Here is a 22396-nt window from a genome sequence, read left to right on the forward strand (position 1 = left end):
CCACCCTACGAGACCTTCTGGGATCGGAAAGACTAGTCGAACAGGCTCGACACCGACTCTTCCGCGGCGGTGCGCGCGATCGCATCCGAGATCAGGCTGGCGATCGGCAGCGTGCGGATGTTCGGTGCCTTGGTCACCGCTTCGGTCGGCAGGATCGAGTCGGTGATCACGAGCTCTTTCAGCTTCGAGCCCGCGATGCGGGCGGCGGCGCCGCCGGAGAGCACGCCATGGGTGATGTAGGCGTAGACGTCCTTGGCGCCCTTGGCGATCAGCGCATCGGCCGCGTTCACCAGCGTGCCGCCGGAATCGACGATGTCGTCGACCAGGATACAGCTGTAGCCGGAGACGTCGCCGATCACGTTCATGACTTCGGATTCACCCGGACGCTCGCGGCGCTTGTCGACGATCGCGAGCGGGGTGTTGATGCGCTTGGCGAGGCCGCGGGCGCGGGCCACGCCGCCGACGTCGGGCGAGACCACCATCACCTTGCCGAGGTCGAAACGTTCGCGGATGTCGCGCACCATCAGAGGGGCAGCGAACAGATTGTCGGTCGGGATATCGAAGAAGCCCTGGATCTGGCCGGCATGCAGGTCGAGCGTCATGACGCGGTCGACGCCGGCATGGGTGATCAGATTGGCGACGAGCTTGGCCGAGATCGGCGTGCGCGAGCCGGAGCGGCGGTCCTGCCTAGCATAGCCGAAATAGGGGATCACTGCGGTGATGCGGCGCGCCGAGGAGCGGCGCAGCGCGTCGGTGATGATCAGCAGCTCCATCAGATTGTCGTTCGCCGGAAACGAGGTCGACTGGATGATGAAGGCATCCGAACCGCGGATGTTCTCCTGGACCTCGACGAAGATCTCCATGTCGGCGAAGCGCCGGACCACCGCCTTGGTCAGCGGCATGTTGAGGCCCTGCGCGATGGCCTGCGCGAGAGCCGGATTGGAGTTGCCGGCGACAAGCTTGATGGAGCCGTTCTTGGCCGACATGGACGCTTCCTCCCGCGCTTTGCTGGATACGACGTTCAACATCAGAAAATACCCACTGGCAGCACGGTTACGACGGGCGAGGAAATATCAGGCCGGGGGCCGCAATGGCAACCCGGGATGCTACGTTTTCCCTCTGAAAATCCTGAGTCGGGCCAACGGCTTGGCCGCATCTTGAGCCCGTGGTTTAGCGGGGGTTATCGCTCGGCATAGCCGAGTGCCGAGGCCGGCATGTCCGCCGCCGGCGCCTCCTTGATCACGCCCGCGACCGCCGGCCCCCGCAGGCCGGGAGCCGCGCCCGGGGCATCCGGCGTCCCATTGATCATATTGGAAAGTCCGCTGAATCCGGCCTGGGCGATCTTGCGCAGCACGAGGTCGTCGGCCGCGGCCCAGGGATCGCGGCCGCCCTTGGCGGAGGTCGGTTCCTCGCCGGACAGGCGCAGCGCCCGCTGCTGGTTGGCGTCGTAGACGTCCCAGACCCAGGCGATCACGGTCTTGCCGCGCACCACCTGGGCTGAGAGGTAGCTGCGCACGCGGTAGGCAGCCGTCCCCTCGCGGGAGACCACGGACAGGCTGCGCAGCTTGGATTCGCTGTCGAGTACGCCGACCATGCGGTCGAACACCTGGGGGGGCGGCCCGTCGATCGACTCGAATGCCACCGTCGCTCCCGAGCCGGTGCTCGGCGCCATCGCATAGGAGTTGGCGGCACTGCCGCCGCCACCGGCGCAGCCGCCAAGCGCGGTCGCCGCCGCCAGCAGCATAAGCGCCAGCACGCGCGAACCCGCACGGCCCAGGATGAATGACGCGTCCCTCATTATGGAGGGCAGCGATATCGTTAAAATCGATTAAGGTCTAGGGCAGGAGCGCCACAACACACGGTCATTCCGGGGCGCGCCTCTTGGCGCGAGCCCGGAATCCATTTCGCCGTGTGAACTGCTGCACAATGGATTCCGGGTTCTCGCTTCGCGAGCCCCGGAATGACACAGAGTGTTGCCTGTGTGTTCACCCCTCAAGCGCGATGGCGTGAACGTGCCGGCCGTAATCCGGCTCCTTGCGATGCACCGAGCGGCGGTAGCTGAAGAAGCGCTCGTCGGCGTAGGTGTCCAGACCAAGGTCGTCGATCATCAGGATGCCCGCGGCTTCCAGCCGCTTGCGGATGAAGCCGGCGAGATCGAACATTGCGTGTCCCTCGCGCGCTGACGGGATGAAGAACACCGCGTTGTCGGCGTCCGCCTCGATGAAGCGCGCGACGAACTCGTTGCCGACCTCGTAGCTCTCTTGCCGGATCAACGGCCCGATCGCGGCGATGATGCCGCCGCGCGTGGCGCCGAGCTTCTCCATGGCCGAGATCGTAGATTCCAGCACGCCGGTCAGAGCGCCCTTCCAGCCGGCATGGGCACCGCCGATCACGCGCGCGTTGGGATCGACGAACAGCACCGGCCCGCAATCGGCGGTGGAGACGCCGAGCGCGATGCCGGGCGTCTTCGTGACCAGCGCGTCGCCCTTTGGCCGCGGTCCGCTCGGCCACGGCATTTCGGCGATGAGCACGTCGGGCGAATGGATCTGATGCAGGCTGACGAAACGTTCCGGCGCGACGCCGACATGCTCGGCCATGCGGCGACGGTTTTCCGCGACGAGGGCCTGATCGTCGTTGGAGCCGAGCCCGCCGTTCAGCGCGGAATAAATGCCGCCGGAAACGCCGCCTTCGCGGGTGAAGAAGGCATGGCGCAGGCCGGGAACCGCCGACAGCAGCGACGAAGCGAGGGTCATCAATTTCCTCCGGCGTGATCGAGATCGCTGAGCCCGGCAATGCCCATCAGCCGCGGCTCGGAGATGCCGAGCACCTTGAACATCGAGCCCATGCCGCTGCGTCCCGTATCGGTCAGGCGCTTCAGAGCCACGGAAATATCGGTGGCGACCTCAGGCGTTGCCTTCTGCATCAAGGCCGCCGCGCGAGTGTCGATGCCGACACGCTTGAGGAAGTCGCCCTGCGTCACCGGGCCGTGCACACGTGCACCGACATCCTCGGCTGCGCGCGCGAGCGCCTGGAAATCGACATGGGCGGTGACGTCGGCCTGGCCCGGCGCCTTCAGGGGATCGGTGAAGGTGTGGCGCGCGATCGCCTGGAAGGTGTCGCCGGCATCGCTGCGTAAGTGGCCGTAGTCGATGATCAGGGCCGCGCCGTCCTGGTCGCGCACGCGCGTGGCGAGCTTCATGATCTCGCCGTCGGGCCGCCATTCGAACACGGCGCCGACGGGAGCTGCGCGCACCAAAGGCGGCAGCAGCACGTCGAAGCGCGGCGTCGGCTCGGACGCCGCGCCGAATTGAAGCTTGCCGTTCGGGTCGATCTCGATCACGCGCTCGTGCCAGCCGTTCTCGCCCTTCACCATCTGGTGGATCGGCAGCACGTCGAAATATTCATTGGCGAGGATGATGCCCGGTCCTTCCGGCACGTCGTCGATGCTGTCGTGCCAGGAGATGTTGCGCACGCTCGACAGCGTCGCACTCTGCCGCTCGCGCAGCACGGGATTGACCTCGACCATGTGGATGTGAAGCGCCTGGTAGAGCGGCGGCAGTACGCGGAGCGCGCGCAGCGCATCCGCCATCATGGTGCCGCGGCCGGGGCCGAGCTCGATCAGCCGCAAGAATTGCGGCGAGCCCATCTGCTTCCACACCGAGGCGGTCCACAGGCCCAAGAGCTCGCCGAACATCTGGCTGACCTCGGGCGCGGTGGTGAAGTCGCCCTCACGTCCGAGCGGATCGCGCGAGACGTAATAGCCATAGCGCGGATGCATCAGGCACAGTTCCATGTAGCGCCAGACCGGCATCGGGCCTGAGGCTTTGATCAGCGCCTTGATCTCGTTGAGTAGCGGCTGGTCGGTCACGGCGTGCTTTCTCGAAATGAATTAACGAACGGCCTCGATCGGCTTCGGCGCACCGCGCCGCACTGCCAATACAATAAGTATGAGGCCGACAATAAGCATCGGGATCGACAACAGCATGCCCATGGTTAACCCGCCCCAGAGGTAGCCGAGCTGGACGTCCGGCTCGCGGAAATGCTCGCCGATGATCCGGGTCAGGCCGTAGATCAGGATGAAGCTGCCGAGGATGAGCCCCGGCCGCTTCAAGGCGCCGCGGCGGATCATCACGGCGAGCACGATGAAGAGCAGCAGCCCCTCCATGCCCGCCTCGTAGAGCTGGCTCGGATGGCGCGGCACGTCACCGCCGGTCGGAAAGATCATGGCCCAGGGCAGGCTGGGGTCTGCGGCGCGGCCCCACAATTCGCCGTTGATGAAGTTGGTCAACCGCACCAGGAAGATGCCGATCGGCGCAACGCCGCAGGTGATGTCGCCGAGCGACAGGATCGAGATGCCGTTCTTCCGGGCGAACCCCATCACCGCGACGACGCAACCGAGGAAGCCGCCATGGAAGGACATGCCGCCTTCCCACAATTTGAAGATGGCGGCGGGGTGCTCGATGAAGAAGGGCAGATTGTAGAACAGGACGTAACCGGAGCGGCCACCGACGATGATGCCGAGCGTCACCCACAGGATGAAATCGTCGATCTGCACCAGGCTGATCGGCGATGAGCCGGCCCACAGCCTGTCGTTCTTGATCAGTGCGCGGGCATAGAGCCAGCCGAACGTGATCCCGCAGATATAACCGAGCGCATACCAGCGGATCGCAAACGGCCCGATCTGGAGTGCGATTGGACTGAACGAGGGAAAGTCGATGAGCAGAAAGGGCATCACGCCTTCTATGTCTAGACGAGATTGCGGCGATCGAGCGCCAGCAGACGCCGCGTGATTCTTTTTATGCCGGGACGTTGAATACGATTGCAAGGAAACCGGGGCATGACAAGGATACCGCCGCTTCGCTCTTGAACCGGCCCAATCGGATTGCCATTGTCTTTCCGAGTGTTCGCGCAAAGTTTATCGCAAGGCCGCCAGGAGACCGACATGACCCAGACCAGCAACCGGTTTTTCGACGAGATCGGCCGCCTGATGAACGACGCAGCCGGTGCGGCCCAGGGCGTCAAGCGCGAGTTCGACACTGTCATGCGCACCCAGGCCGAAAAATTCCTGCGCGACATGGACCTCGTCAAGCGCGAGGAGTTCGAGGCGGTCAAGGACATGGCCCGCCTGGCGCGTGAAGAGAACGAGGCCCTGAAGGCCCGGATTGCCGCGCTGGAGGCCAAGCTCGGCGGGTAACGACGGTCTAGGACGTCTCTGACCTCCAGGGGAGGGTAAGAACCCGGGCAACCGCCCATTCTCCTTGTCATTTCCACATCTTCCGGGTAAAAGCCGGCCACGTTCGCGGCCCCCGCACCCCTGGAGGCTTGCTGCGGACGATGCCATGGGCCGCCTTGCGGCCCATTAACTTTTGCAAAAACAAGGACTTAACGACATGGCGACGACCGTCAAGGAATTGAAGGCGACCGCACGTCCGAAGAGCGGCAAGGGGGCCGCCCGGGCTGAGCGTCGCGCCGGGAGAGTGCCCGGAGTGATCTATGGCAACAACCAGCCCCCCGTCACGATCTCGATCGAAGATCGTGAACTGCGCCAGCGCATCCTCGCCGGCCGGTTCCTGACCACGCTGGTCGACATCGATCTCGAGGGCAAGAAGCACCGCGTGATTCCGCGCGACTACCACCTCGATCCGGTCAAGGACTTCCCGATCCACGTCGACTTCATGCGGCTCGGCGAAGGCGCCACCATCCGCATCAGCGTTCCCCTGCACGTGGTGAAGGCGGAAGGCTCCCCCGGCGTGAAGCGCGGCGGCACCGTCAACATCGTTGCCCACGCCATCGAGCTCGAATGCGGCGTCGAGAGCATTCCGCAGTACATCGAGGCCGATGTCGGTTCGCTCGAAATCGGTCACTCGCTGCATCTGTCGGACGTCAAGCTGCCGGCCGGCGTGAAGGCGCTGACCCGCGAGGACGCGACCCTCGTCACCATCGTGCCGCCGTCCGGCTACGCCGAGGAGCAGAAGGCTGCTGCTGCGGCTGCGGCTGGTGGTGCGGCTCCGGCCGCGGGTGCTGCTGCTCCGGCTGCCGCTGCTCCGGCTGCGGGTGCTGCTGCTCCGGCGGCTGCCGCCAAGGCTCCCGCCGGCGGCGACAAGAAGAAGTAATCTCTCAAAGCTGGCGCGCGGTCCCTGACTGCGCGCCGAGCGAGGGGCGCGCCGCGTCATGCGACTCTTTGTTGGGCTCGGCAATCCCGGCGCGAAATACGCACGTAACCGGCACAATATCGGCTTCATGGCCGTCGACGAGATCGCGCGGCGTCACAGCTTCTCGCCGTGGCGCCGCCGCTTTCAGGGCGAGACCTCGGAAGGCACGCTCGGACCTGAGCGCGTGATCCTGCTCAAGCCCACGACCTACATGAACGAGTCCGGCCGCAGCGTTCAGGAAGCGGCGGCCTTCTTCAAGATCGCGCCGGGCGACGTCACCGTGTTTCATGACGAGCTCGAACTGCCGCCGGGCAAGGTGCGGGTGAAGATCGGCGGCGGCATCGCCGGCCATAACGGCCTGCGCTCGGTCTCGGCGCATATCGGCAACGACTATCGCCGGGTGCGGCTCGGCATTGGTCATCCCGGCGTCAAGGAAATGGTGCACGGCCACGTGCTGTCGGACTTCGCCAAGGCCGACAACGAATGGGTGGCAACGCTCTGCGACGCGGTCGCCGAGCACGCCGCACTGATCGCCAAGGGCACGGACGCGACCTTTGCCAACAGGGTGCATCTGGCCATGCAGGCGAAGGGATTTTTGACCAAGGACGAGAACGGCAAGGAATAACGCTCGTGGGATTTAAATGCGGGATCGTCGGGTTGCCCAATGTCGGCAAGTCGACCTTGTTCAATGCGCTGACCGAGACGGCCGCGGCGCAGGCCGCGAACTATCCGTTCTGCACCATCGAGCCGAATGTCGGTGAGGTCGCCGTCCCTGATCCGCGGCTCGACAAGCTCGCAGCGATCGCCAAGTCGGGCCAGATCATCCCGACCCGGCTGACCTTCGTCGACATCGCCGGCCTCGTGCGCGGCGCTTCCAAGGGCGAAGGCCTCGGCAACCAATTTTTGGCCAACATCCGCGAAGTTGACGCCATCGCGCATGTCGTGCGCTGCTTTGAAGATTCCGACATCACCCATGTCGAGGGCAAGATCGCCCCGCTCGCCGACATCGAGACCATCGAGACCGAGTTGATGCTCGCCGACCTCGACAGCCTTGAGAAGCGCGTCGACAACCTCACCAAGAAGGCCAAGGGTAACGACAAGGACGCCAAGGAGCAGCTCGACCTCGTCAACCGCACGCTGGTGCTGCTGCGCGATGGCAAGCCCGCCCGTCTCGTCGAGCGCAAGGCGGAAGAAGAGCGCGCGTTCTCGATGCTTGGCCTGCTGTCGTCGAAGCCCGTGCTCTATGTCTGCAACGTCGAGGAAGGCTCGGCCGCCACCGGCAACGCCTTCTCCAAGGCGGTCGAGGAGCAGGCGGCGAAAGAGGGCGCGGTCGCCGTCGTCATCTCCGCCAAGATCGAATCCGAGATCGCGACGATCTCGCGCGAAGAGCGCGCCGATTTCCTGGAGACGCTGGGTCTTGAAGAGGCCGGCCTCGACCGCCTGATCCGCGCCGGCTACTCGCTGCTCCAGCTCATCACCTATTTCACGGTGGGACCGAAGGAAGCGCGCGCCTGGACCATCCATCGCGGCACCAAGGCGCCAGGAGCTGCCGGCGTGATCCACACCGATTTCGAGAAGGGTTTCATCCGCGCCGAGACCATCGCGTTTGACGATTACGTCGCGCTCGGCGGCGAAGCCGGCGCCCGCGATGCCGGCAAGCTTCGCCTCGAAGGCAAGGAATACGTCGTCGCCGACGGCGACGTGATGCATTTCCGGTTTAATACGTAAGGCACCAGCGACGGTGCCGTAGGGTGGGCAAAGGCGCATCGCGCCGTGCCCACCATCTATCCAATATCGCGACGGAAGAGGTGGGCACGCTTCGCTTTGCCCACCCTACGGCACCTGTACCGTCCTCACCGCATCCCGCCGCCCTGGTCCCGGATCGCGCCGAGATGCTCGTTGATGCGGAAGACGATCAGGATCAGCTCCGCGACGATGCGCGAGAACACGATCCCGACCACGACGCTCGCGATCGACGACAGCAGCACCAGGAAGCCGCCGAACGGGCTGATCGCCATCGCAGCCAACCCAGAGAAGATGCCGGAGAGGCCGAACAGGCAGATCAGCGCGATCACCAGCCAGTAGAAGGTCTTGATGATCGTCGGCGTGATGAAGCGGTCCCATTGAAACAGGTCGCTGAATGAAAACATCGCTCTCCCCAGGGCAGATCGGGACTCCAAATCGGGCTTCGGCCGTCGATCGATCCGACTCAAATCAACGCCGATCCCCCGTATGTAGCACGAGCCATGCGGGCCGGCGGGTTGAGATTGCCGCAAAGTGCGGCCACAATCTGTCATTCCCGCAAAGCTTTCCCAAGATGACCCTGACCTTCGAAGATTTCCCGCCCGGCCGGTTCGGAACATTCGGCCCGCGCCATGTCACCCGCGACGAGATTCTGGCCTTCGCCGCCGAGTTCGATCCGCAACCGATGCACCTGGACGAGGATGCCGCCAGCAAAAGCATGCTGCGCGGCCTGTCCGGCTCGGGCTGGCACCTCTGCTCGCTGATGATGCGGATGATGGCCGACGGTTTCATCACCCGCGCCGCGTCACTGGGGTCTCCCGGCGTCGACGAGGTGCGCTGGCTCTCGCCGCTCAGGCCCGGCGATGATCTCACGCTCGACGTCGACGTGCTGGAGGCGCGGGTCTCGAAGAGCCGCCCCGGGCTCGGCATCGTCAAGTTCAAATGCAGCGCGCGCAATGCGGCGGGGCAGGTGCTCGCCGAGATGACCTCGCCGATCCTGATCAAGCGGCGCGAGGGAGCGGTCTGATGCGGTTCTTCGAAGACATCGCGATCGGACAGCGCCGCGAGATCGGCGCCTATACGTTCACGGCGGAGTCCATCAAGACGTTCGCCGCGAAGTTCGATCCACAGCGCTTTCACCTCGACGAGGACGAAGGCAAGAATTCGTTGTTCGGCGGGCTCGCCGCCTCGGGCTGGCATGTCGGCTCGGCCTGCATGAGCCTGCTTGTCGCCGACGGCCAGCGTCTGGCGCGCGAGGCCACCTCGCGCGGCGAGGAGGTTGCGGTGTGGGGCCCGTCGCCGGGCTTTCGCGATCTGCGCTGGATCAGGCCTGTGCTCGCCGGCGACACCGTCTCCTACGTCAACGAAGTCATCGACAAGCGCACTTCCGCCTCGCGTCCCGGCTGGGGCATTTTGACGGCCCGCACCATCGGCACCAATCAGCGCGGCGAGGAGGTCTACTCCATCACCGCCAGCGCCTTCGTGCCGCTGCGAAAGAGCGCGTAGTTTAGAATAAGTCGAGCTGCGTTCTTCCTTCTCCCCTTGTGGGAGTAGGTGGCGCGAAGCGCCGGATGAGGGGTTGCCTCAGCGAACTCCATTGCGAGCGGCTCTCGCCAAGAGAAACCCCTCACCCAGGCGAGCTTGCATCCACTTGCGTCGCTGCCCTCTCCCACAAGGGGCGAGGGCGCAGCAATGCGCATCCCGCCCGTTGCTGGAGTGGGAACACCGCCGGGGTCAGAAACCAGCCAAGTGTTGCCCGCGCGCTATGGACGCTGTTCGGAGCGGCTGCCATAAGCCTGCGCAACATGGTTACCGCAAAGCAATTGCCGGAACCATCAAGTTGCTAACCAATTATGAACCTGTCGCTGTCTATTTGAACGAATAGGCAGAGGACAGGGGACGAGGACTATGGCTGACCGCGGCGCACTCAAGTTTGTTGGATTTATCTTCGCGACCGCGACGCTGGCCGTGATGCTGGTCGCCGGCATGGTGGTGAAGGGCTATGCCGACGGCGCCTACACCCTGGAAGCCTCGACCGTGGACGCTGCCCGGTAACGGTCTGTTAACGTCCCGGGGCCCGCGGCCCCGCCTCAGCGGCTATAGACGAACGCCAGCACCGCGATCGCAACCGCCAGCAATCCGACAAAGCGCAGCATGATCGTGCCGAACTGGTTCGGCGCGGGCCGCAACGGTATGGGGTCCGTGGTGTCGGGCCGAATGCTTTCCATCTGACATGTCCCCTGAGCCCGGCCGTGGCGGCACGGGCGCTTGGCATTGGTCGCCGGTGAGGGGCGGAGGGTTCAAAGCCTCCGCAGTCATGTCCCGCGAAGGCGGGGCATCCAGTACGCCGCGGCTTCTCGGTTCAATCACTGCCGTCTCTGGAATACTGGATCGCCCGCCTTCGCGGACGATGACAGCGAGAGTGTGGCCCCAGAATCAAAACCGCCGCGCTCCCTTCCGGGAACGCGGCGGCCGATGATGCGTCGTGTCAGCGATCAGCTGTTGCGCAGGCCGTCGGCGGCGCGCTTCCACTGCGCGACGTTGTCGGCGATCATGCGGGTCGACTTCATCGCGGCCTGGCTGAGCTGGGCGTAGCCGGAGATCTCGCGCTGGACGCGCTGGCCCTCGGCATGCAGCAGGTCACGCAGGCTCTCGAGCTCGGAGATCAGGTTCTCGATCTCGGCGAGCGAGGTGCCGGCGACGCGCTGGATCAGCGAGTTGACGTTGGTGACGGTGGCCTCCGCGCTCGGATCGAGCGGCGGCGCGTCGGTGGTCGCCGCAGGACGGCGCAGATAGGCGATGTCGTTGCGGACGAAATCGCGGATGCCGGCTTCGACTTCCGTCACCGCCGCGAGATTGTTGTCGACGGTTTCGGTCTCGGTTGCTTCAACCTTTTCCGGACGGATGGCGTTCATCGTTGTTCCCCTGTTCGCGTTGAGCGCAGCGCGAGTGTCCCCCGCACGACGATGTCTGTAAGGCAACCCGCATCAGGGCGTCCGATTTTGACCGCAAAGGGGCCGAGATGCGGCAAGGGCAGACCATTCGGGGGTATTGCCGTGGCGTATGGTTCCGTATGGTTAGGGGAGTGTAAAGGGCGCAACGCGCATCGGAATCCATCCCCTCATGGTGAAGGAGCGCGCCCCTTCGCGTGCGTCTCGAACCATGAAAGGCCCCGCTGCGGCGGTGCGGGCCTCGATCCTTCGAGACGCGCTCCTTCGGAGCGCCCTCAGGATAAGGGGACAGAGTGGAGGCTCGGTCTACCAGCTCTTCTTGAAGCCGGCAGTCACGCTCTTGTTGATCGCCCCTTGCGAGGTCTCGCCGACCGAGCCGGAGACGGTGACGTTGTCGAACAGCTTCTGCTCTGCGCCGACCTTGCGCAGCCATTTGTCGTCGGTGGTCGACAGCGTCTGGCCCGCGGTGATGCTGGTGCCGGTGTCGGTATTGGTGACCTTGGCCGTCTGGTCGGTCTCGTAATTGCGCGTGATGTGGCCGCCGATGCCGGGGACGGCGGTGGTGCCCTGCTGGTTGACGCTGTAGCCATTCTGCAGCGTCAGCGAGGTGTCGCCCGACAGCGGCATCGACTTGGTCAGCGACGCCCCGATCTTGCTCTGTTCGGAGCCGGGGTCGACGCGGGCCTCGACCGCGGTCTTGTCCCAGATCACCCCCGCGCCCGGCGCGGTCGCGGTCGCCCAGGCGCTGCCGGAGGATTGCGGCAGGCTGCCGCCATTGGCGGCCTTTTGTGCCAGCAGCTCGGACATCGTCCGCGGCTCGCTCGCCACCGTCATGTCGGCGCCGATCCGCGTATCCCAGAACTCGAACACCGACTGCTTCACCGTCACCGCCGAGGAGCCGTTGGCGTTGGCGTTCGACGACCAGTTCAGTCCGCTGCTGGCCGCGGCCTGCGCCCGCTTCTTGGCGGCAATGATGTCGTTGAGCGTGCCGGCGTCGATGGCGAGCTGGCTCCAGTCGAGCTTGTCGACGTCGATGCCCTTCATGATGTCGGGATCGTTGACGCTGGGGGCCTCCACCGTCTCGGCCTCTTCGTCGTCGGGCACTACGGCCGGGCCGGGGGAGAACGGCGGAATGATCTGCGCCGAGACCGTCAGCACCGATCCCAGCATGAATGCGGCCGCCAGCACCGGCAGCCTGGCCCAGCCAAAACCCGTCGAGAATTCCATCGTCCTGCCCGCAAACCCCAGCGCATGCCGCCCGCCAATATAGTGCGGACTTCCGCAATGACCATGCGCCATTCCGCAGCGAGGATGCTGACCTATCGTTGCGAAATTGTGGCGACTCGCGCGGGGACGCGAACCAACGGGCCGCGCGAAGAGAGCGCGCCCGATGACGGCTTGCGTGCGACGGCATCCGGCGGGGCTGGAGGCCAGGACGTCGCGGTCGGCTTGTCACCGGTCCCGGGAAAGGGGGCCCGTTGGCGTCCCCCTCAGCCGACGCTGGTCATCTTCGGCAGATGAATGGCGCGGCCGAGTGCCTGCTCGACCAGGTCGAAGGTGTCGATCAGCACCCGCATGCTGATGAGCTTGCCCGCCCTGAACTGGGCGAACTGAGCCACTCGCAGCGAGATCGGCTTGCTGGAATCGAGCGCCGTCAGCGAGTAGCGCAGCATCGAGGCGGCGGAATCGACGCCCAGCATGATGCTCTCGCGGTCGAAGCGGCGGACCTGGAAATTGTCGGCGAGCTGGCGGATGACGTCGAGCACGGCGTCCTTGCCCTGCCGCGCGCCGAAGAACGGAAACATGTCGATCGGGCCATAGAGCGCCCACTCGACGTCCTCGTCGATCAGGGCCTCGATATCCTCAAAGTGCCGGTCGTTGATCGCACGGTGCAATGCGCGCGAGAAACGCCAGAGGCTGTGCTCTGTCATTTTGGGCAGTCCTGACGCTGGCTTGCAGAAAAAACGGAAAACAACCCCATGCACCGTAAAGGTGTCCCGGGGCGCTCAACTCATTTGTATGCGAACGAAATACCCGATTTCGGCCAAAACGCAATTCACAATTTCGCAATGCACAATTGAGCGCGCTTTGTGAGATTTACAACAGAACCCCGTAATCTACCGGTCCCCGGGGTCGTCTACCGATCCCCGCGGACTGCGGGTTCCCGTTCGATCGCGATCGCATCGTCCCGCAGCGCCAGCAGGGCGAACAGCACCGCGCCGCCGATTCCGCCGATCGCAGCGCCCGCGGGCATGAAGGCGAAGAACACCAGCATGCCGTTTTGCCCTTCGAAATTCGTGGTTTGCGCGATTTCGACGAAAGCGAGCCCGGCCCCGATGCCGAGCGCGGCCCCGCCCAGCGTCCCCAGGAACAGCCCCAACATAGCAAGCAACACGACTTTCATCGGCCCATGACCCAGCCGGCGTGCACAACGCCCCGGGATGGGTCTCGGCGAGGGGGAGGGAGGTTCAACGGGACTTCTTCACCTCTCCCCGCTTGCGGGGAGAGGTCGACGCGCGCAGCGCGGCGGGTGAGGGGGTACAGGTCTCTCGACAATCCCACGCGCGGCGAGAGGCCCCTCACCCCAACCCTCTCCCCGTAAGAACGGGGAGAGGGAGCGCAGCAGCGATGCCGCTACACCCCGTCCACCCCCGCCCCCGTGATCAGCGGCCCGATCTCCCGCTCTAGCACCTGCTGCACCAGGTCGTAGGAATCGATGATCTCGCGGATCTCGGCCACCAGCCCGCCGCGGAAGGCGTAGAACACGGCCATGTCGAACTGCACGATGCGGCCGTTGCTGCGCTTCCTGAAATAGGTCTGGATGTAGGTCGCGACCTCGTCGCCGTCGGCGAGGATGTGCGGCACCTTGTAGCGAACTTCCGAATAGCGCGACCAGACCGTCTGCCACAGCTCGCGCAGCTCTTGCTTGCCGTGGCGCGGCACCATGTGCGGCAGCACGTCGATCGGCGCGTGGGTGAGGAAGTCGACGTCGTCGGTGCAGCACGCCAGCGCGGCCTCGATATCGCCGCGCGCGAAGGCGTCGAGCAGATGCACGACGCGCTGCCTGTTCAACGATTCAACCGTCATGCCGCGCCGCCCTCATTGCCCATGACCTGCGAACGCTACCGCGCAGCCCGCGCGTGCTTCAATCCGCAAGGACACAGGGCTGATTGCAGTCTATGACGCGCGGGCGCAATGCCCGGTTCATGGGGGGACAATTGCGGGTTGCACGCCTGTTCGCCTGCAAGAAACGAGCGGCCTTTGCGTTCCTGCGATGACGCCGCGTGCATATCGGCTGACGCGCCGTGCAAGACCCCGCGCAAGGGAACCTGGATCCTGCGGTATCCGTTGATGTCAGGACATCGCATCCGGAGACATCGTTTCATGAGATCTACGCTTCTCACTGTGGCTGCCGCGCTCCTCATGCTCGGCGCGAGCCCCGCCGCCAACGCCAAGGGCTGCATCAAGGGCGCCGTCGTCGGCGGCGTCGCCGGCCACTACGCCGGCCATCACGGCATGCTCGGCGCCGCCGCCGGCTGTCTCTATGGCAGGCATCACGCCAAGGAACAGGACAAGCAGCGGCAACAGCAGGGCCAGGTGAACGGGCAGGGGAAGCTGTAGAGGCACGGAAAACCCCGCGCCCCACCGTCTTCTGTCCGGCATGCCCCGATGGTAAGTTCCAGCTGCAAACGCTGGGGTTGAGTCGAGCGAGGGGACGATGGATGTCGGGAAGTTCTTGTGGGGCCTCGTCCTTGCAATTCTGTTCCTGTGTTTCCTCGCTCGCTTTATGAGAAACGCGTTCCGCTCGCGGGGTGTCAAATACAATTGGCTTGGCGTTCTGCTGTCGTTCTCGACGGTCGGCGTGGCGATCTACCTCGTCTTCTTCCGCCAGCTCTGACGCCATTCATTTGTCCGCGCCGCAGAGGGGCTCCCGGCAGGGAGTGACCCATCTCACATCACCCCTCCGGCCTCGCGGCTATCGTCATCCCCATGTCATCAGGGAGACGTGCCATGGCCGCCATCGCCGCCGCGAGAAAGTCCCGCCTGCACAACGCGCTCGAAGGCCTCGCGCTGACCGCGACGCTGCAGAGCTTCCCGACCTTCGCCGCCGCCGCCTTCCTGCTCAAGCTCGTCGGCAATCACGACCTCGTCGGCGACCCCGGCGTCGCCATCTTCGTCGCAATCGCCTCGCTGATGCACGCGCTGCTCGCGGTGTCTATTGGCCCGAGCTTCCCCGCCGTCTTCAAGACCGTCTACGAGCCGAAGTTCTTCGAGGCCCATCTGTCGCTCTCCGACAAGATCACGGCATGGCGCACCCAGCCGGTCGCCTCGCTCCAGCTCATGACCATCGTGCTGCTGCTGTCGGTGATGGCCGTGGTGACCGCGAGCGTGGGGTAACGAGGGAAAATCTCTCCGCCGTCATTCCGGGGCGCCGCGTAGCGGCGAGCCCGGAATCCATAGCACGACGAGCGCGGATGCGCCGCCTACCTCTTCTTCCACCCCCCGCGTCTTCCCGGCGCGCCACCCGTCGACTTCGGCGCCGGCCCGAACTCCGGACCCGACTGCCGTGAGTCCGTCGGCTGGATGATCCGGCTGGTGCTGCCGAACGGTCTTGCGGGCAGACTGGGGTTCTCGCGATAGGGCAGGGATTCCGGGCCGTGCATCTCGTCGAGATGCGGCTTGTGCACCTTCGAGCCGCTGCCGGCGCCGCTGGCCTTCAGCGCGGAGCCCACGGTCTTCTTCTTCATCGCGCTCACCGGCAAATTCGCGGCGTCGCCATACTTCTTCGCGCCGGCATAGGCGCCGGCCTTGCTCTGCACCGCGCGCTGCTTCGCGGTGGGGTCGTCCACCACCGCAAGCTCCGTCGCGCGCAGGCGCTTGACTTCGTCGCGCAGGCGCGCGGCTTCCTCGAAGTTCAGATCGGCGGCCGCCTCGCGCATCCTTGTTTCGAGGTCGGCCAGCACGGCCTCAAAATTGTGGCCGATCGAGATGACGTCGTCGGTCATGTCGTGGCCGCCGACCTCGACCAGCACGTGATCGCGCTCGTAGACGGAGTTGAGGATGTCGCCGATCTGCTTCTTCACGCTCTCCGGCGTGATGCCGTTGGCGGTGTTGTACTCGACCTGCTTCTCGCGGCGGCGGTTGGTCTCGGCGATGGCGCGCTCCATCGACCCCGTCATCTGGTCGGCGTAGAGGATCACCTTGCCGTCGACGTTGCGCGCGGCGCGGCCGATGGTCTGGATCAGCGAGGTCTCGCTGCGCAAAAAGCCTTCCTTGTCGGCATCGAGGATCGCGACCAGCGCGCATTCGGGAATGTCGAGGCCTTCGCGCAAGAGGTTGATGCCGACCAGCGCGTCAAAGGCGCCGAGACGGAGGTCGCGGATGATCTCGATGCGTTCGATGGTGTCGATGTCGCTGTGCATGTAGCGGACGCGAATGCCCTGCTCATGCAGATATTCGGTGAGGTCCTCCGCCATGCGTTTTGTGAGTACCGTGATCAGCGAGCGATAGCCGGCCTGCGCGGTGGCGCGGACCTCGCCGACGAGGTCGTCGACCTGGGTGCGGGCAGGGCGAATATCAACGGGAGGATCAATAAGTCCGGTGGGACGAATGACCTGCTCGACGAACACGCCGCCGCTCTCGTTGAGCTCCCAGCCGCTCGGCGTCGCCGACACCGCGACGGTCTGCGGCCGCATCATGTCCCACTCCTCGAAGCGGAGCGGGCGGTTGTCCATGCAGGAGGGCAGGCGGAAGCCGTATTCCGCCAGCGTCGCCTTGCGGCGGAAGTCGCCGCGGAACATGGCGCCGATCTGCGGGATGGTGACGTGGCTCTCGTCGGCGAAGATCAGCGCGTTGTCGGGGACGTATTCGAACAGCGTCGGCGGCGGCTCGCCGGGGCGGCGGCCGGTGAGGTAGCGGGAATAGTTCTCGATGCCGGCGCAGCTTCCGGTCGCCTCCATCATCTCGAGGTCGAAGGTGGTGCGCTGCTCCAGCCGCTGCGCTTCCAGGAGGCGCCCCTGGTCGTGCAGCTGGTCGAGCCGCTGCTTCAATTCGAACTTGATCGACTTGATCGCCTGCACCAGCGTCGGGCGCGGCGTCACATAGTGCGAGTTGGCGTACATCTTGATGAATTCGAGCTCGTCCTGCTTGTGGCCGGTGAGCGGATCGAACTCCTCGATGGCCTCGATGGTGTCGCCGAACAGGTTCACGCGCCAGGCGCGGTCTTCATAGTGCGCCGGGAAGATGTCGATGACGTCGCCCCTCACACGAAAGGTGCCGCGGGTGAAATCGGCCTGGGTGCGCTTGTACTGGAGTGCGACGAGGTCGGCGATGAGCTGGCGCTGGTCGATGCGCTCGCCCTTCTTCAGCGCGAAGGTCATCGCGGTGTAGGTCTCGACCGAGCCGATGCCGTAGATGCAGGACACCGACGCCACGATGATGACGTCGTCGCGTTCGAGCAGTGCGCGCGTCGCCGAGTGGCGCATGCGGTCGATCTGCTCGTTGATGGACGAGTCTTTTTCTATGTAGGTGTCGGTACGCGGAACGTAGGCTTCCGGCTGGTAGTAGTCGTAATAGGAGACGAAATATTCGACGGCGTTATCGGGGAAAAAGTTCTTGAACTCGCCATAGAGCTGGGCGGCCAGCGTCTTGTTCGGCGCGAGGATCAGGGCAGGGCGCTGTGTCGCCTCGATCACCTTGGCCATGGTGTAGGTCTTGCCGGAGCCGGTGACGCCGAGCAGCACCTGTGAGCGGTCGTTGCGCTCGATGCCTTCGACCAGCTCCGCGATCGCGGTCGGCTGGTCGCCGCGCGGCTCGTAGGACGACTTGATCTCGAAGCGCACGCCGCCTTCGGACTTTTCCGGACGCGGCGGCCGGTGCGGCGTCCATACCTTCATGGAGCCGTCGTCCTTGCGGAACTCCGGGCGGCCCTCGCGGATCAGCGATTCCAGCGCCTCCGCGGTCGCCTTGACGCCGAGCGCCTCCATCTTGTTGCGTGGCGGACGCGCCAGCGCTTCCGCATCGTCCTCTTCCGTGGGCAGGCCGAGCTGCCGGGCCAGTTCCGGATCGAGTGTCGGGATCGTGGCCGCGGTGCCGTAATTGGCCTGCGGTGCCTCGTCCAGTCCCGCCGGGCGGTCGCTGGGGAAGTCCTTCGGCGTCGAGGCGCGCGCGCGATGTGCGGCGGCCTCGCCCCCGGCGCGGCGGTCGCGCGAATTGTCCGGCGGCGGCTGCAGGCCGGTGCCCGAGCCAAGCCCGGCATCGCCGCGGTTGATCGCGGGATTCAGAAGTTCGGCCAGCGCCGGCCCGATCGGCTGCACATCGGGCCGATGCGCTTTCGAGTTCGGGGCCTTGGATTTAGGGGATTTCGGGGGAGCAGGTTTCTTCGCCATGAGGCGAATATGGGACGAGTCCGCCCCTCAATAAAGGGCGAATGATCCGCCATGCTCAGGCTGCTGACAGCAGGTTGGCAGCAGGCCTGTCGCCGATTCCTGGCTCACGCCGCCGGCAGCGGTCCGTCGTCGTCCTCGCTCGCCTGGCGCGGCTTCAGGATGTCGAGATGGATGCTGCCGCAATCGGTGCAGCGCATGGTCCAGTACTCGCATCCGGCGCGGCCGCCGATCACACGGAGCACCGTGAGATCGCCGTCGCACTCCGGGCATTTCGACAGCACCGATCGTGCGTAGGATCGGGCCAGCGGCTGGGTCTCTTCGATCTCGATATACGACATCACCGGTTCCTCGTTTCGCGCCGCGCTGTGCTGGAAGATATCTATTCGTCGTCGTGGTCGGCGCGCCGGCGGAAGCGATCGATGTGGTGCTTGGCGTCGGCGATCGCGGCGTCGGGATCGGGCCAGGCGAAGCCGACTTCCATGGCCGGAAACAGCACGCCGTCGATGGCAACCGGGCTGAAATCGGCGCGCCGGATGCGGGCGTGCCACAGCCCCTTGCCAGCTTCGAAGGATTCGATGTCAAAGCCGTCGTAGAGAGTCGTCATTGGTAGTCCCCAAAGTGATCCGTAAGTGTCTTTTTGGAGGATCAGGGGACCACGTTTGCGGATTTTGGGATGTGAAGCCGTTCACAAGGGGCCGGCTTTTTTGCCGCGTGGGGTCGCGAAACTAGGTTCCGCAAACACGGTGCGCTCCCTCTCCCGCTTGCGGGGGAGGGTTGGGGTGGGGGTGCTTCCGCAACGAACACTCCCAATGTGGAGAGAGCCCCCACCCGGCGCTTCGCGCCGACCTCCCCCGCAAGCGGGAGAGGTGCACCGTGTTCTGGGCTTGCAGCGCTCCAACCCACATTGGCTTGGCTGAGATGCTCAGCTCCGCGCGGAACTGCGGCCGGCCCGCCGCACGGGGCGGGTCGCGGGTTCCGATGCCGCGCGCATGATCCAGCGGCGGAACGCGGCGAAGTCGCGCTGCTCGGTCTGGAAGCTGCGATAGAGCAGGTACCAGCGCATGCCCTTGGGCACCGAGAGGTCGAACGGGGCGACAAGCCGGCCGGCGGCGAGATCGTCGTCGATATAGGGCCGGATGCCCATGGCGATGCCGAGCCCGTCGGCGGCCGCCTGCAGCGCCTGGCCGTAGAACTGGAACTCCGGTCCGCGTGCGTTGATGCGAGGCAGGTTCGCGGCCTTCAGCCAGATCGGCCAGTCCTCGGGCGAGTGCGCGACGCGGATCAGGCTGGGTCCTCTGAGATCGGCCGGCCGCTTCAATGAGGTGGCGAGACGCGGCACGCAGACCGGCGTGAGGTCGCCGGCAAACAGCGGCTCGGCGACGAGGCCGGGCCAGTCGCCGGTGCCGAGCTTGATGCCGCAATTCCAGTCTTCGCCGAACGGCACCAGCGCGCCGCCGGTGGTGAAGCGCACCTCGATGTCGGGCTCCTCGCTGCGAAACTCCGACAGCCGCGGGATCAGCCAGCGCATCGCAAAGGTGTGGCCGACGCCGATGGTGAGCACGCGGACGCTGGAGGGCGCCGTCACCTGCGCGGTCAGGCTCGCCAGCGCATCGAAGATCGGGGTCAGCCCGCTCTGATAGGCGCGGCCGGCCTGCGTCAGCACCAGCTTGTTGGCCTTGCGCTCGAACAGCGCGACGCCGAGCCGCTCTTCCAGCAGATGCACCATGCGGCTGACGGCGGCCGCCGACACGCTGAGCTCGAGCCCGGCCGCAGCAAAGCTGCCGGTCCGCGCCGCCGCCTCGAATGCCTTGATGCCGTTGAGAAACAGCAGCCGCCGCAAATGCCCGACCCTCAGGAAAGCTGATGCCAGGGCAAGATAACTCAGTTTGCGCGAGGCGGGCAAGCGAGGCACAAGAATGAGAGTAATTCCAAGTTGATTTACCGGGAAGCGCCGCTGCCTTCGCCTCTCCCCGCCTGCGGGGAGAGGCCGGAATTTGCGTCAGCAAATTCCGGGTGAGGGGGACTCTCCGCGAGTCTCATTCTCACCGTGATCGCGGATGCAGCCCCTCACCCCACCCTCTCAGGGCGAGCTACGCTCGTCCCGGCCCCGTAAGAACGGGGCGAGGGAGTGCACGCAGTCTGCGTCCCTTACTCGCTACCACCGGAGCTCTCCCTCGTGACGCCCATCATGATCGCTGCCCTTGGATTGCTGATGGTCGCCACCGCGTTCCTGTCGGGGCTGTTCGGCATGGCGGGCGGGCTGATCCTGATCGGCGTGCTGCTGGCGCTGATGCCGCTGCCGACCGCGATGGTGCTGCATGCGATCACGCAGATGGCCTCGAACGGCTGGCGCGCGTTCCTGTGGCGGGCGCATATCCGCTGGCGGCCGGTGGCGAACTACATGGTCGGCGCTGCCACTGCGCTCGCGGCCTGGTCCATCACCCGCTACGTGCCGGACAAGCCGACGGCGCTGCTCTTGCTCGGCGTCACCCCGTTCATGGCACGGCTGCTGCCGTCAAACATCAAGCCGGATCCTGACAGGCTCTGGCAGGGCACCGTCTATGGCACGATCTGCATGGGCCTGATGCTGATGACCGGCGTCTCCGGCCCGCTGCTCGACACCTTCTTCCTCGGCGGCGATTTCGGCCGGCGCGAGAAGGTGGCAACCAAGGCGATGTGCCAGCTCGTCAGCCATTTCACCAAGCTGGTCTATTTCGGCGGCATCATCGACCAGGCCGCGAGCCTCGATCCCGTGCTCGCCGGCGTCGCCATTGCAGCCTCGATGCTCGGCACCACGCTGGCGCGGCGCATCCTCGAAGCCATGACCGACCAGCAATTCATCGCCTGGTCCAACAAGCTGATCACCACCATTGCCTGCTATTATATCGCCTATGGCGGCTGGCTCCTGGTTCGTACCCCTGTGCTGGCCGCTTTCGACAAGGGAGGTTTGCCATGAGCGAGACCGCCGATCCGCTGGTGCTGGACTTCGTCGAGTGGGTCGCGCGCGAGCCGCGCGCCTATGCCGAGGTGATCGCGACCTGGAAGACCTCGTGCCCGCGCCTCACCATCTGGGAAGACGCCGCCGACCGTGGCTACGTCGCGCGCGAGACGCTGCCCGGTGTGGGGCTCGTCATCGCGGTGACGGAAGGCGGCGAGAGGCTGCTGCGCACCAACGGGCGGTAGCTCTCCCCACATCGTCATTGCGAGCGCAAGCGAAGCAATCCAGAATGGGAGACCCTCACCCTGAGGAGCGCGCATCTTGCGCGCGTCTCGAAGGGCGAGGCCGAGATCGGGCCTTCATCCTTCGAGACGCGCGTTCCGCGCTCCTCAGGATGAGGGTTTGGTAGGGAAGGCCTTTCATGTCATTCAAACTCTTCGAGCTCGTCGGCACCGACGCCGCGCGCCCCTTCAGCCCGTATTGCTGGCGCACGCGGATGGCGCTGGCGCATAAGGGCCTGTCAGCGGAGACGCTGCCCTGGCGCTTCACGGAGAAGAGCGCGATCGCGCCGCACGGCTCGGAGAGGGTCCCGGTGCTGCTGCATCACGACAAGCCGATCGTCGATTCCTGGATCATCGCGAACTATCTCGAGGACAACTTTCTGGATCGCCCGTCGCTGTTCGGCGGCGAGGGCGGGCGGGCCATGGCGCGCATGATCAATGCGTGGGGCGACATCGCCATCGTCGGCGGTCTCTCTCCGTTTGTTATCGCCGATATCCCGAACAATCTTGGCGAGGTCGACGCCGCCTATTTCCGAAAGTCGCGCGAGGCGCGGTTCGGCAAGAGCCTGGAAGAGGTCCAGGCGAGCCGCGACACCGGCGTGATCGCGTTCCGCAAATCGCTGGAGATCATGCGGCAGACGTTCAAGACGCAGCCGTTTCTCGGCGGGCAGGCGCCGAACTATGCCGACTACATCGTCTTCGGCGGATTCCAATGGGCGCGCGTTGTGAGTCCGTTCAAGCTGCTGGAGGCGGATGATCCGGTCTACGCCTGGCGCGAAAAACTGCTGGATGCGTTCGATGGCATGGCGCGGAAGTCGCCGGGGTACCAAGTGTAGGCAGGCTCCCTCCACTGTCGTCCCCGCGAACGCGCTAGGGCATGCACATATCTCTGAGGCTCCATCCTGCTGCGACGGCATGGAAGTATTCGAGGCCGTTCTTGAAG

At 65.3% G+C, this 22396-nt stretch carries 28 protein-coding genes; 12 read left to right on the top strand and 16 right to left on the bottom strand.

The genetic code is table 11. The annotated features are described in order from the left end of the window. Positions 1-32: 32 nt before the first annotated feature. The 5 genes from JQ635_RS34825 to lgt form a co-directional block, all read right to left on the bottom strand. On the bottom strand, positions 33-986 hold the full coding sequence (locus JQ635_RS34825; protein WP_183242970.1) for a ribose-phosphate pyrophosphokinase: 954 nt from the start codon (positions 984-986) through the stop codon (positions 33-35). A gap of 194 nt (positions 987-1180) precedes the next feature. Next, positions 1181-1798, bottom strand: coding sequence for a hypothetical protein (locus tag JQ635_RS34830; RefSeq protein ID WP_211414286.1), 618 nt, complete (start codon positions 1796-1798; stop codon positions 1181-1183). A gap of 187 nt (positions 1799-1985) precedes the next feature. Beyond that, the gene (gene pgeF, locus JQ635_RS34835; protein ID WP_211414287.1) at positions 1986-2753 is read right to left on the bottom strand and encodes a peptidoglycan editing factor PgeF; all 768 of its coding nucleotides are present in this window, start codon (positions 2751-2753) and stop codon (positions 1986-1988) included. After that, positions 2753-3868 carry a class I SAM-dependent methyltransferase gene (locus tag JQ635_RS34840; RefSeq protein ID WP_211414288.1) on the bottom strand — a complete coding sequence of 372 codons (1116 nt, stop codon included), beginning with the start codon at positions 3866-3868 and terminating at the stop codon, positions 2753-2755. The genes pgeF and JQ635_RS34840 overlap by 1 nt, the downstream gene beginning before the upstream one ends. Positions 3869-3889: 21 nt before the next feature. Beyond that, the gene (gene lgt, locus JQ635_RS34845) at positions 3890-4732 is read right to left on the bottom strand and encodes a prolipoprotein diacylglyceryl transferase (protein ID WP_211414289.1); all 843 of its coding nucleotides are present in this window, start codon (positions 4730-4732) and stop codon (positions 3890-3892) included. A 210-nt stretch (positions 4733-4942) separates the two neighbouring features. Between lgt and JQ635_RS34850 the strand changes: the two genes are divergently transcribed. The 4 genes from JQ635_RS34850 to ychF all read left to right on the top strand — a co-directional run bounded on the left by JQ635_RS34850 (position 4943) and on the right by ychF (position 7880). Further along, positions 4943-5194 carry an accessory factor UbiK family protein gene (locus JQ635_RS34850; protein ID WP_018648337.1) on the top strand — a complete coding sequence of 84 codons (252 nt, stop codon included), beginning with the start codon at positions 4943-4945 and terminating at the stop codon, positions 5192-5194. A 196-nt stretch (positions 5195-5390) separates the two neighbouring features. Next, positions 5391-6113, top strand: coding sequence for a 50S ribosomal protein L25/general stress protein Ctc (locus JQ635_RS34855; RefSeq protein WP_211414290.1), 723 nt, complete (start codon positions 5391-5393; stop codon positions 6111-6113). Between the two features lie 58 nt (positions 6114-6171). Next, complete coding sequence (gene pth, locus JQ635_RS34860; RefSeq protein ID WP_211414291.1) at positions 6172-6777, top strand: aminoacyl-tRNA hydrolase; 606 nt, start codon at positions 6172-6174, stop codon at positions 6775-6777. 5 nt (positions 6778-6782) lie between these two features. Continuing rightward, positions 6783-7880 (top strand): redox-regulated ATPase YchF, encoded by a 1098-nt coding sequence (gene ychF, locus JQ635_RS34865; protein ID WP_211414292.1) that lies wholly within the window; start codon positions 6783-6785, stop codon positions 7878-7880. Between the two features lie 125 nt (positions 7881-8005). Here the strand turns inward: ychF and JQ635_RS34870 are convergent, their stop codons facing one another. Continuing rightward, positions 8006-8302, bottom strand: coding sequence for a DUF4282 domain-containing protein (locus JQ635_RS34870; RefSeq protein ID WP_018648333.1), 297 nt, complete (start codon positions 8300-8302; stop codon positions 8006-8008). 167 nt (positions 8303-8469) lie between these two features. Between JQ635_RS34870 and JQ635_RS34875 the strand changes: the two genes are divergently transcribed. From JQ635_RS34875 to JQ635_RS34885, 3 genes are all read left to right on the top strand, one after another. Then, the gene (locus tag JQ635_RS34875; protein WP_211414293.1) at positions 8470-8922 is read left to right on the top strand and encodes a MaoC family dehydratase; all 453 of its coding nucleotides are present in this window, start codon (positions 8470-8472) and stop codon (positions 8920-8922) included. After that, positions 8922-9401, top strand: coding sequence for a MaoC family dehydratase (locus tag JQ635_RS34880; RefSeq protein ID WP_211414294.1), 480 nt, complete (start codon positions 8922-8924; stop codon positions 9399-9401). The genes JQ635_RS34875 and JQ635_RS34880 overlap by 1 nt, the downstream gene beginning before the upstream one ends. 402 nt (positions 9402-9803) lie before the next feature. Then, positions 9804-9950, top strand: a complete 147-nt coding sequence (locus JQ635_RS34885) for a hypothetical protein (RefSeq protein ID WP_211414295.1) — start codon at positions 9804-9806, stop codon at positions 9948-9950. Positions 9951-9985: 35 nt separating this feature from the next. On the opposite strand, the gene JQ635_RS34890 is transcribed toward JQ635_RS34885, so the two are convergent. The 6 genes from JQ635_RS34890 to JQ635_RS34915 all read right to left on the bottom strand — a co-directional run bounded on the left by JQ635_RS34890 (position 9986) and on the right by JQ635_RS34915 (position 13933). Then, positions 9986-10123: a hypothetical protein gene (locus tag JQ635_RS34890; protein ID WP_018648329.1), complete on the bottom strand. Its 138-nt coding sequence runs from the start codon at positions 10121-10123 to the stop codon at positions 9986-9988. A gap of 267 nt (positions 10124-10390) precedes the next feature. Next, the gene (locus tag JQ635_RS34895; RefSeq protein ID WP_211414296.1) at positions 10391-10810 is read right to left on the bottom strand and encodes a hypothetical protein; all 420 of its coding nucleotides are present in this window, start codon (positions 10808-10810) and stop codon (positions 10391-10393) included. A 342-nt stretch (positions 10811-11152) separates the two neighbouring features. Beyond that, positions 11153-12073, bottom strand: coding sequence for a hypothetical protein (locus JQ635_RS34900; protein ID WP_211414297.1), 921 nt, complete (start codon positions 12071-12073; stop codon positions 11153-11155). 263 nt (positions 12074-12336) lie between these two features. Further along, positions 12337-12777 (bottom strand): nuclear transport factor 2 family protein, encoded by a 441-nt coding sequence (locus tag JQ635_RS34905; RefSeq protein ID WP_211414298.1) that lies wholly within the window; start codon positions 12775-12777, stop codon positions 12337-12339. Positions 12778-12983: 206 nt separating this feature from the next. Beyond that, complete coding sequence (locus JQ635_RS34910) at positions 12984-13250, bottom strand: hypothetical protein (protein WP_211414299.1); 267 nt, start codon at positions 13248-13250, stop codon at positions 12984-12986. Between the two features lie 230 nt (positions 13251-13480). Next, entirely contained in the window at positions 13481-13933 is a 453-nt protein-coding gene (locus JQ635_RS34915) for a nuclear transport factor 2 family protein (protein WP_211414300.1), read from the bottom strand. 297 nt (positions 13934-14230) lie between these two features. Between JQ635_RS34915 and JQ635_RS34920 the strand changes: the two genes are divergently transcribed. Then, entirely contained in the window at positions 14231-14467 is a 237-nt protein-coding gene (locus JQ635_RS34920) for a hypothetical protein (protein ID WP_211414301.1), read from the top strand. Positions 14468-14857: 390 nt separating this feature from the next. Next, a complete protein-coding gene (locus JQ635_RS34925; RefSeq protein ID WP_211414302.1) occupies positions 14858-15244 on the top strand; it encodes a hypothetical protein in 387 nt (128 codons plus the stop codon). Between the two features lie 86 nt (positions 15245-15330). On the opposite strand, the gene uvrB is transcribed toward JQ635_RS34925, so the two are convergent. From uvrB to JQ635_RS34945, 4 genes are all read right to left on the bottom strand, one after another. Beyond that, a complete protein-coding gene (gene uvrB / locus JQ635_RS34930) occupies positions 15331-18234 on the bottom strand; it encodes an excinuclease ABC subunit UvrB (RefSeq protein WP_211414303.1) in 2904 nt (967 codons plus the stop codon). Between the two features lie 104 nt (positions 18235-18338). Continuing rightward, on the bottom strand, positions 18339-18572 hold the full coding sequence (locus JQ635_RS34935) for a hypothetical protein (protein ID WP_211414304.1): 234 nt from the start codon (positions 18570-18572) through the stop codon (positions 18339-18341). A gap of 41 nt (positions 18573-18613) precedes the next feature. After that, the gene (locus JQ635_RS34940; RefSeq protein WP_211404507.1) at positions 18614-18838 is read right to left on the bottom strand and encodes a hypothetical protein; all 225 of its coding nucleotides are present in this window, start codon (positions 18836-18838) and stop codon (positions 18614-18616) included. A gap of 318 nt (positions 18839-19156) precedes the next feature. After that, positions 19157-20074 (bottom strand): LysR substrate-binding domain-containing protein, encoded by a 918-nt coding sequence (locus JQ635_RS34945; RefSeq protein ID WP_211414305.1) that lies wholly within the window; start codon positions 20072-20074, stop codon positions 19157-19159. 336 nt (positions 20075-20410) lie between these two features. Here JQ635_RS34945 and JQ635_RS34950 point away from each other — a divergent pair, with 336 nt between their 5' ends. The 3 genes from JQ635_RS34950 to JQ635_RS34960 all read left to right on the top strand — a co-directional run bounded on the left by JQ635_RS34950 (position 20411) and on the right by JQ635_RS34960 (position 22289). After that, positions 20411-21190 carry a TSUP family transporter gene (locus JQ635_RS34950; RefSeq protein WP_211414306.1) on the top strand — a complete coding sequence of 260 codons (780 nt, stop codon included), beginning with the start codon at positions 20411-20413 and terminating at the stop codon, positions 21188-21190. Continuing rightward, positions 21187-21417, top strand: coding sequence for a hypothetical protein (locus JQ635_RS34955; protein ID WP_183243019.1), 231 nt, complete (start codon positions 21187-21189; stop codon positions 21415-21417). The genes JQ635_RS34950 and JQ635_RS34955 overlap by 4 nt, the downstream gene beginning before the upstream one ends. Before the next feature lie 176 nt (positions 21418-21593). After that, positions 21594-22289, top strand: a complete 696-nt coding sequence (locus tag JQ635_RS34960; protein WP_211414307.1) for a glutathione S-transferase family protein — start codon at positions 21594-21596, stop codon at positions 22287-22289. Positions 22290-22396: the final 107 nt, after the last annotated feature.

This window comes from Bradyrhizobium iriomotense (assembly GCF_018130765.1).
Classification (GTDB): domain Bacteria; phylum Pseudomonadota; class Alphaproteobacteria; order Rhizobiales; family Xanthobacteraceae; genus Bradyrhizobium; species Bradyrhizobium iriomotense_A.

Coding starts and splice junctions, on each gene's coding strand:
- JQ635_RS34825 (WP_183242970.1), bottom strand. CDS start 986: ATGTCGGCCAAGAACGGCTCCATCAAGCTTGTCGCCGGCAACTCCAAT.
- JQ635_RS34830 (WP_211414286.1), bottom strand. CDS start 1,798: ATGAGGGACGCGTCATTCATCCTGGGCCGTGCGGGTTCGCGCGTGCTG.
- pgeF (WP_211414287.1), bottom strand. CDS start 2,753: ATGACCCTCGCTTCGTCGCTGCTGTCGGCGGTTCCCGGCCTGCGCCAT.
- lgt (WP_211414289.1), bottom strand. CDS start 4,732: ATGCCCTTTCTGCTCATCGACTTTCCCTCGTTCAGTCCAATCGCACTC.
- JQ635_RS34850 (WP_018648337.1), top strand. CDS start 4,943: ATGACCCAGACCAGCAACCGGTTTTTCGACGAGATCGGCCGCCTGATG.
- JQ635_RS34855 (WP_211414290.1), top strand. CDS start 5,391: ATGGCGACGACCGTCAAGGAATTGAAGGCGACCGCACGTCCGAAGAGC.
- pth (WP_211414291.1), top strand. CDS start 6,172: ATGCGACTCTTTGTTGGGCTCGGCAATCCCGGCGCGAAATACGCACGT.
- JQ635_RS34870 (WP_018648333.1), bottom strand. CDS start 8,302: ATGTTTTCATTCAGCGACCTGTTTCAATGGGACCGCTTCATCACGCCG.
- JQ635_RS34875 (WP_211414293.1), top strand. CDS start 8,470: ATGACCCTGACCTTCGAAGATTTCCCGCCCGGCCGGTTCGGAACATTC.
- JQ635_RS34880 (WP_211414294.1), top strand. CDS start 8,922: ATGCGGTTCTTCGAAGACATCGCGATCGGACAGCGCCGCGAGATCGGC.
- JQ635_RS34885 (WP_211414295.1), top strand. CDS start 9,804: ATGGCTGACCGCGGCGCACTCAAGTTTGTTGGATTTATCTTCGCGACC.
- JQ635_RS34890 (WP_018648329.1), bottom strand. CDS start 10,123: ATGGAAAGCATTCGGCCCGACACCACGGACCCCATACCGTTGCGGCCC.
- JQ635_RS34895 (WP_211414296.1), bottom strand. CDS start 10,810: ATGAACGCCATCCGTCCGGAAAAGGTTGAAGCAACCGAGACCGAAACC.
- JQ635_RS34900 (WP_211414297.1), bottom strand. CDS start 12,073: ATGGAATTCTCGACGGGTTTTGGCTGGGCCAGGCTGCCGGTGCTGGCG.
- JQ635_RS34905 (WP_211414298.1), bottom strand. CDS start 12,777: ATGACAGAGCACAGCCTCTGGCGTTTCTCGCGCGCATTGCACCGTGCG.
- JQ635_RS34910 (WP_211414299.1), bottom strand. CDS start 13,250: ATGAAAGTCGTGTTGCTTGCTATGTTGGGGCTGTTCCTGGGGACGCTG.
- JQ635_RS34915 (WP_211414300.1), bottom strand. CDS start 13,933: ATGACGGTTGAATCGTTGAACAGGCAGCGCGTCGTGCATCTGCTCGAC.
- JQ635_RS34920 (WP_211414301.1), top strand. CDS start 14,231: ATGAGATCTACGCTTCTCACTGTGGCTGCCGCGCTCCTCATGCTCGGC.
- JQ635_RS34925 (WP_211414302.1), top strand. CDS start 14,858: ATGGCCGCCATCGCCGCCGCGAGAAAGTCCCGCCTGCACAACGCGCTC.
- uvrB (WP_211414303.1), bottom strand. CDS start 18,234: ATGGCGAAGAAACCTGCTCCCCCGAAATCCCCTAAATCCAAGGCCCCG.
- JQ635_RS34935 (WP_211414304.1), bottom strand. CDS start 18,572: ATGTCGTATATCGAGATCGAAGAGACCCAGCCGCTGGCCCGATCCTAC.
- JQ635_RS34940 (WP_211404507.1), bottom strand. CDS start 18,838: ATGACGACTCTCTACGACGGCTTTGACATCGAATCCTTCGAAGCTGGC.
- JQ635_RS34955 (WP_183243019.1), top strand. CDS start 21,187: ATGAGCGAGACCGCCGATCCGCTGGTGCTGGACTTCGTCGAGTGGGTC.
- JQ635_RS34960 (WP_211414307.1), top strand. CDS start 21,594: ATGTCATTCAAACTCTTCGAGCTCGTCGGCACCGACGCCGCGCGCCCC.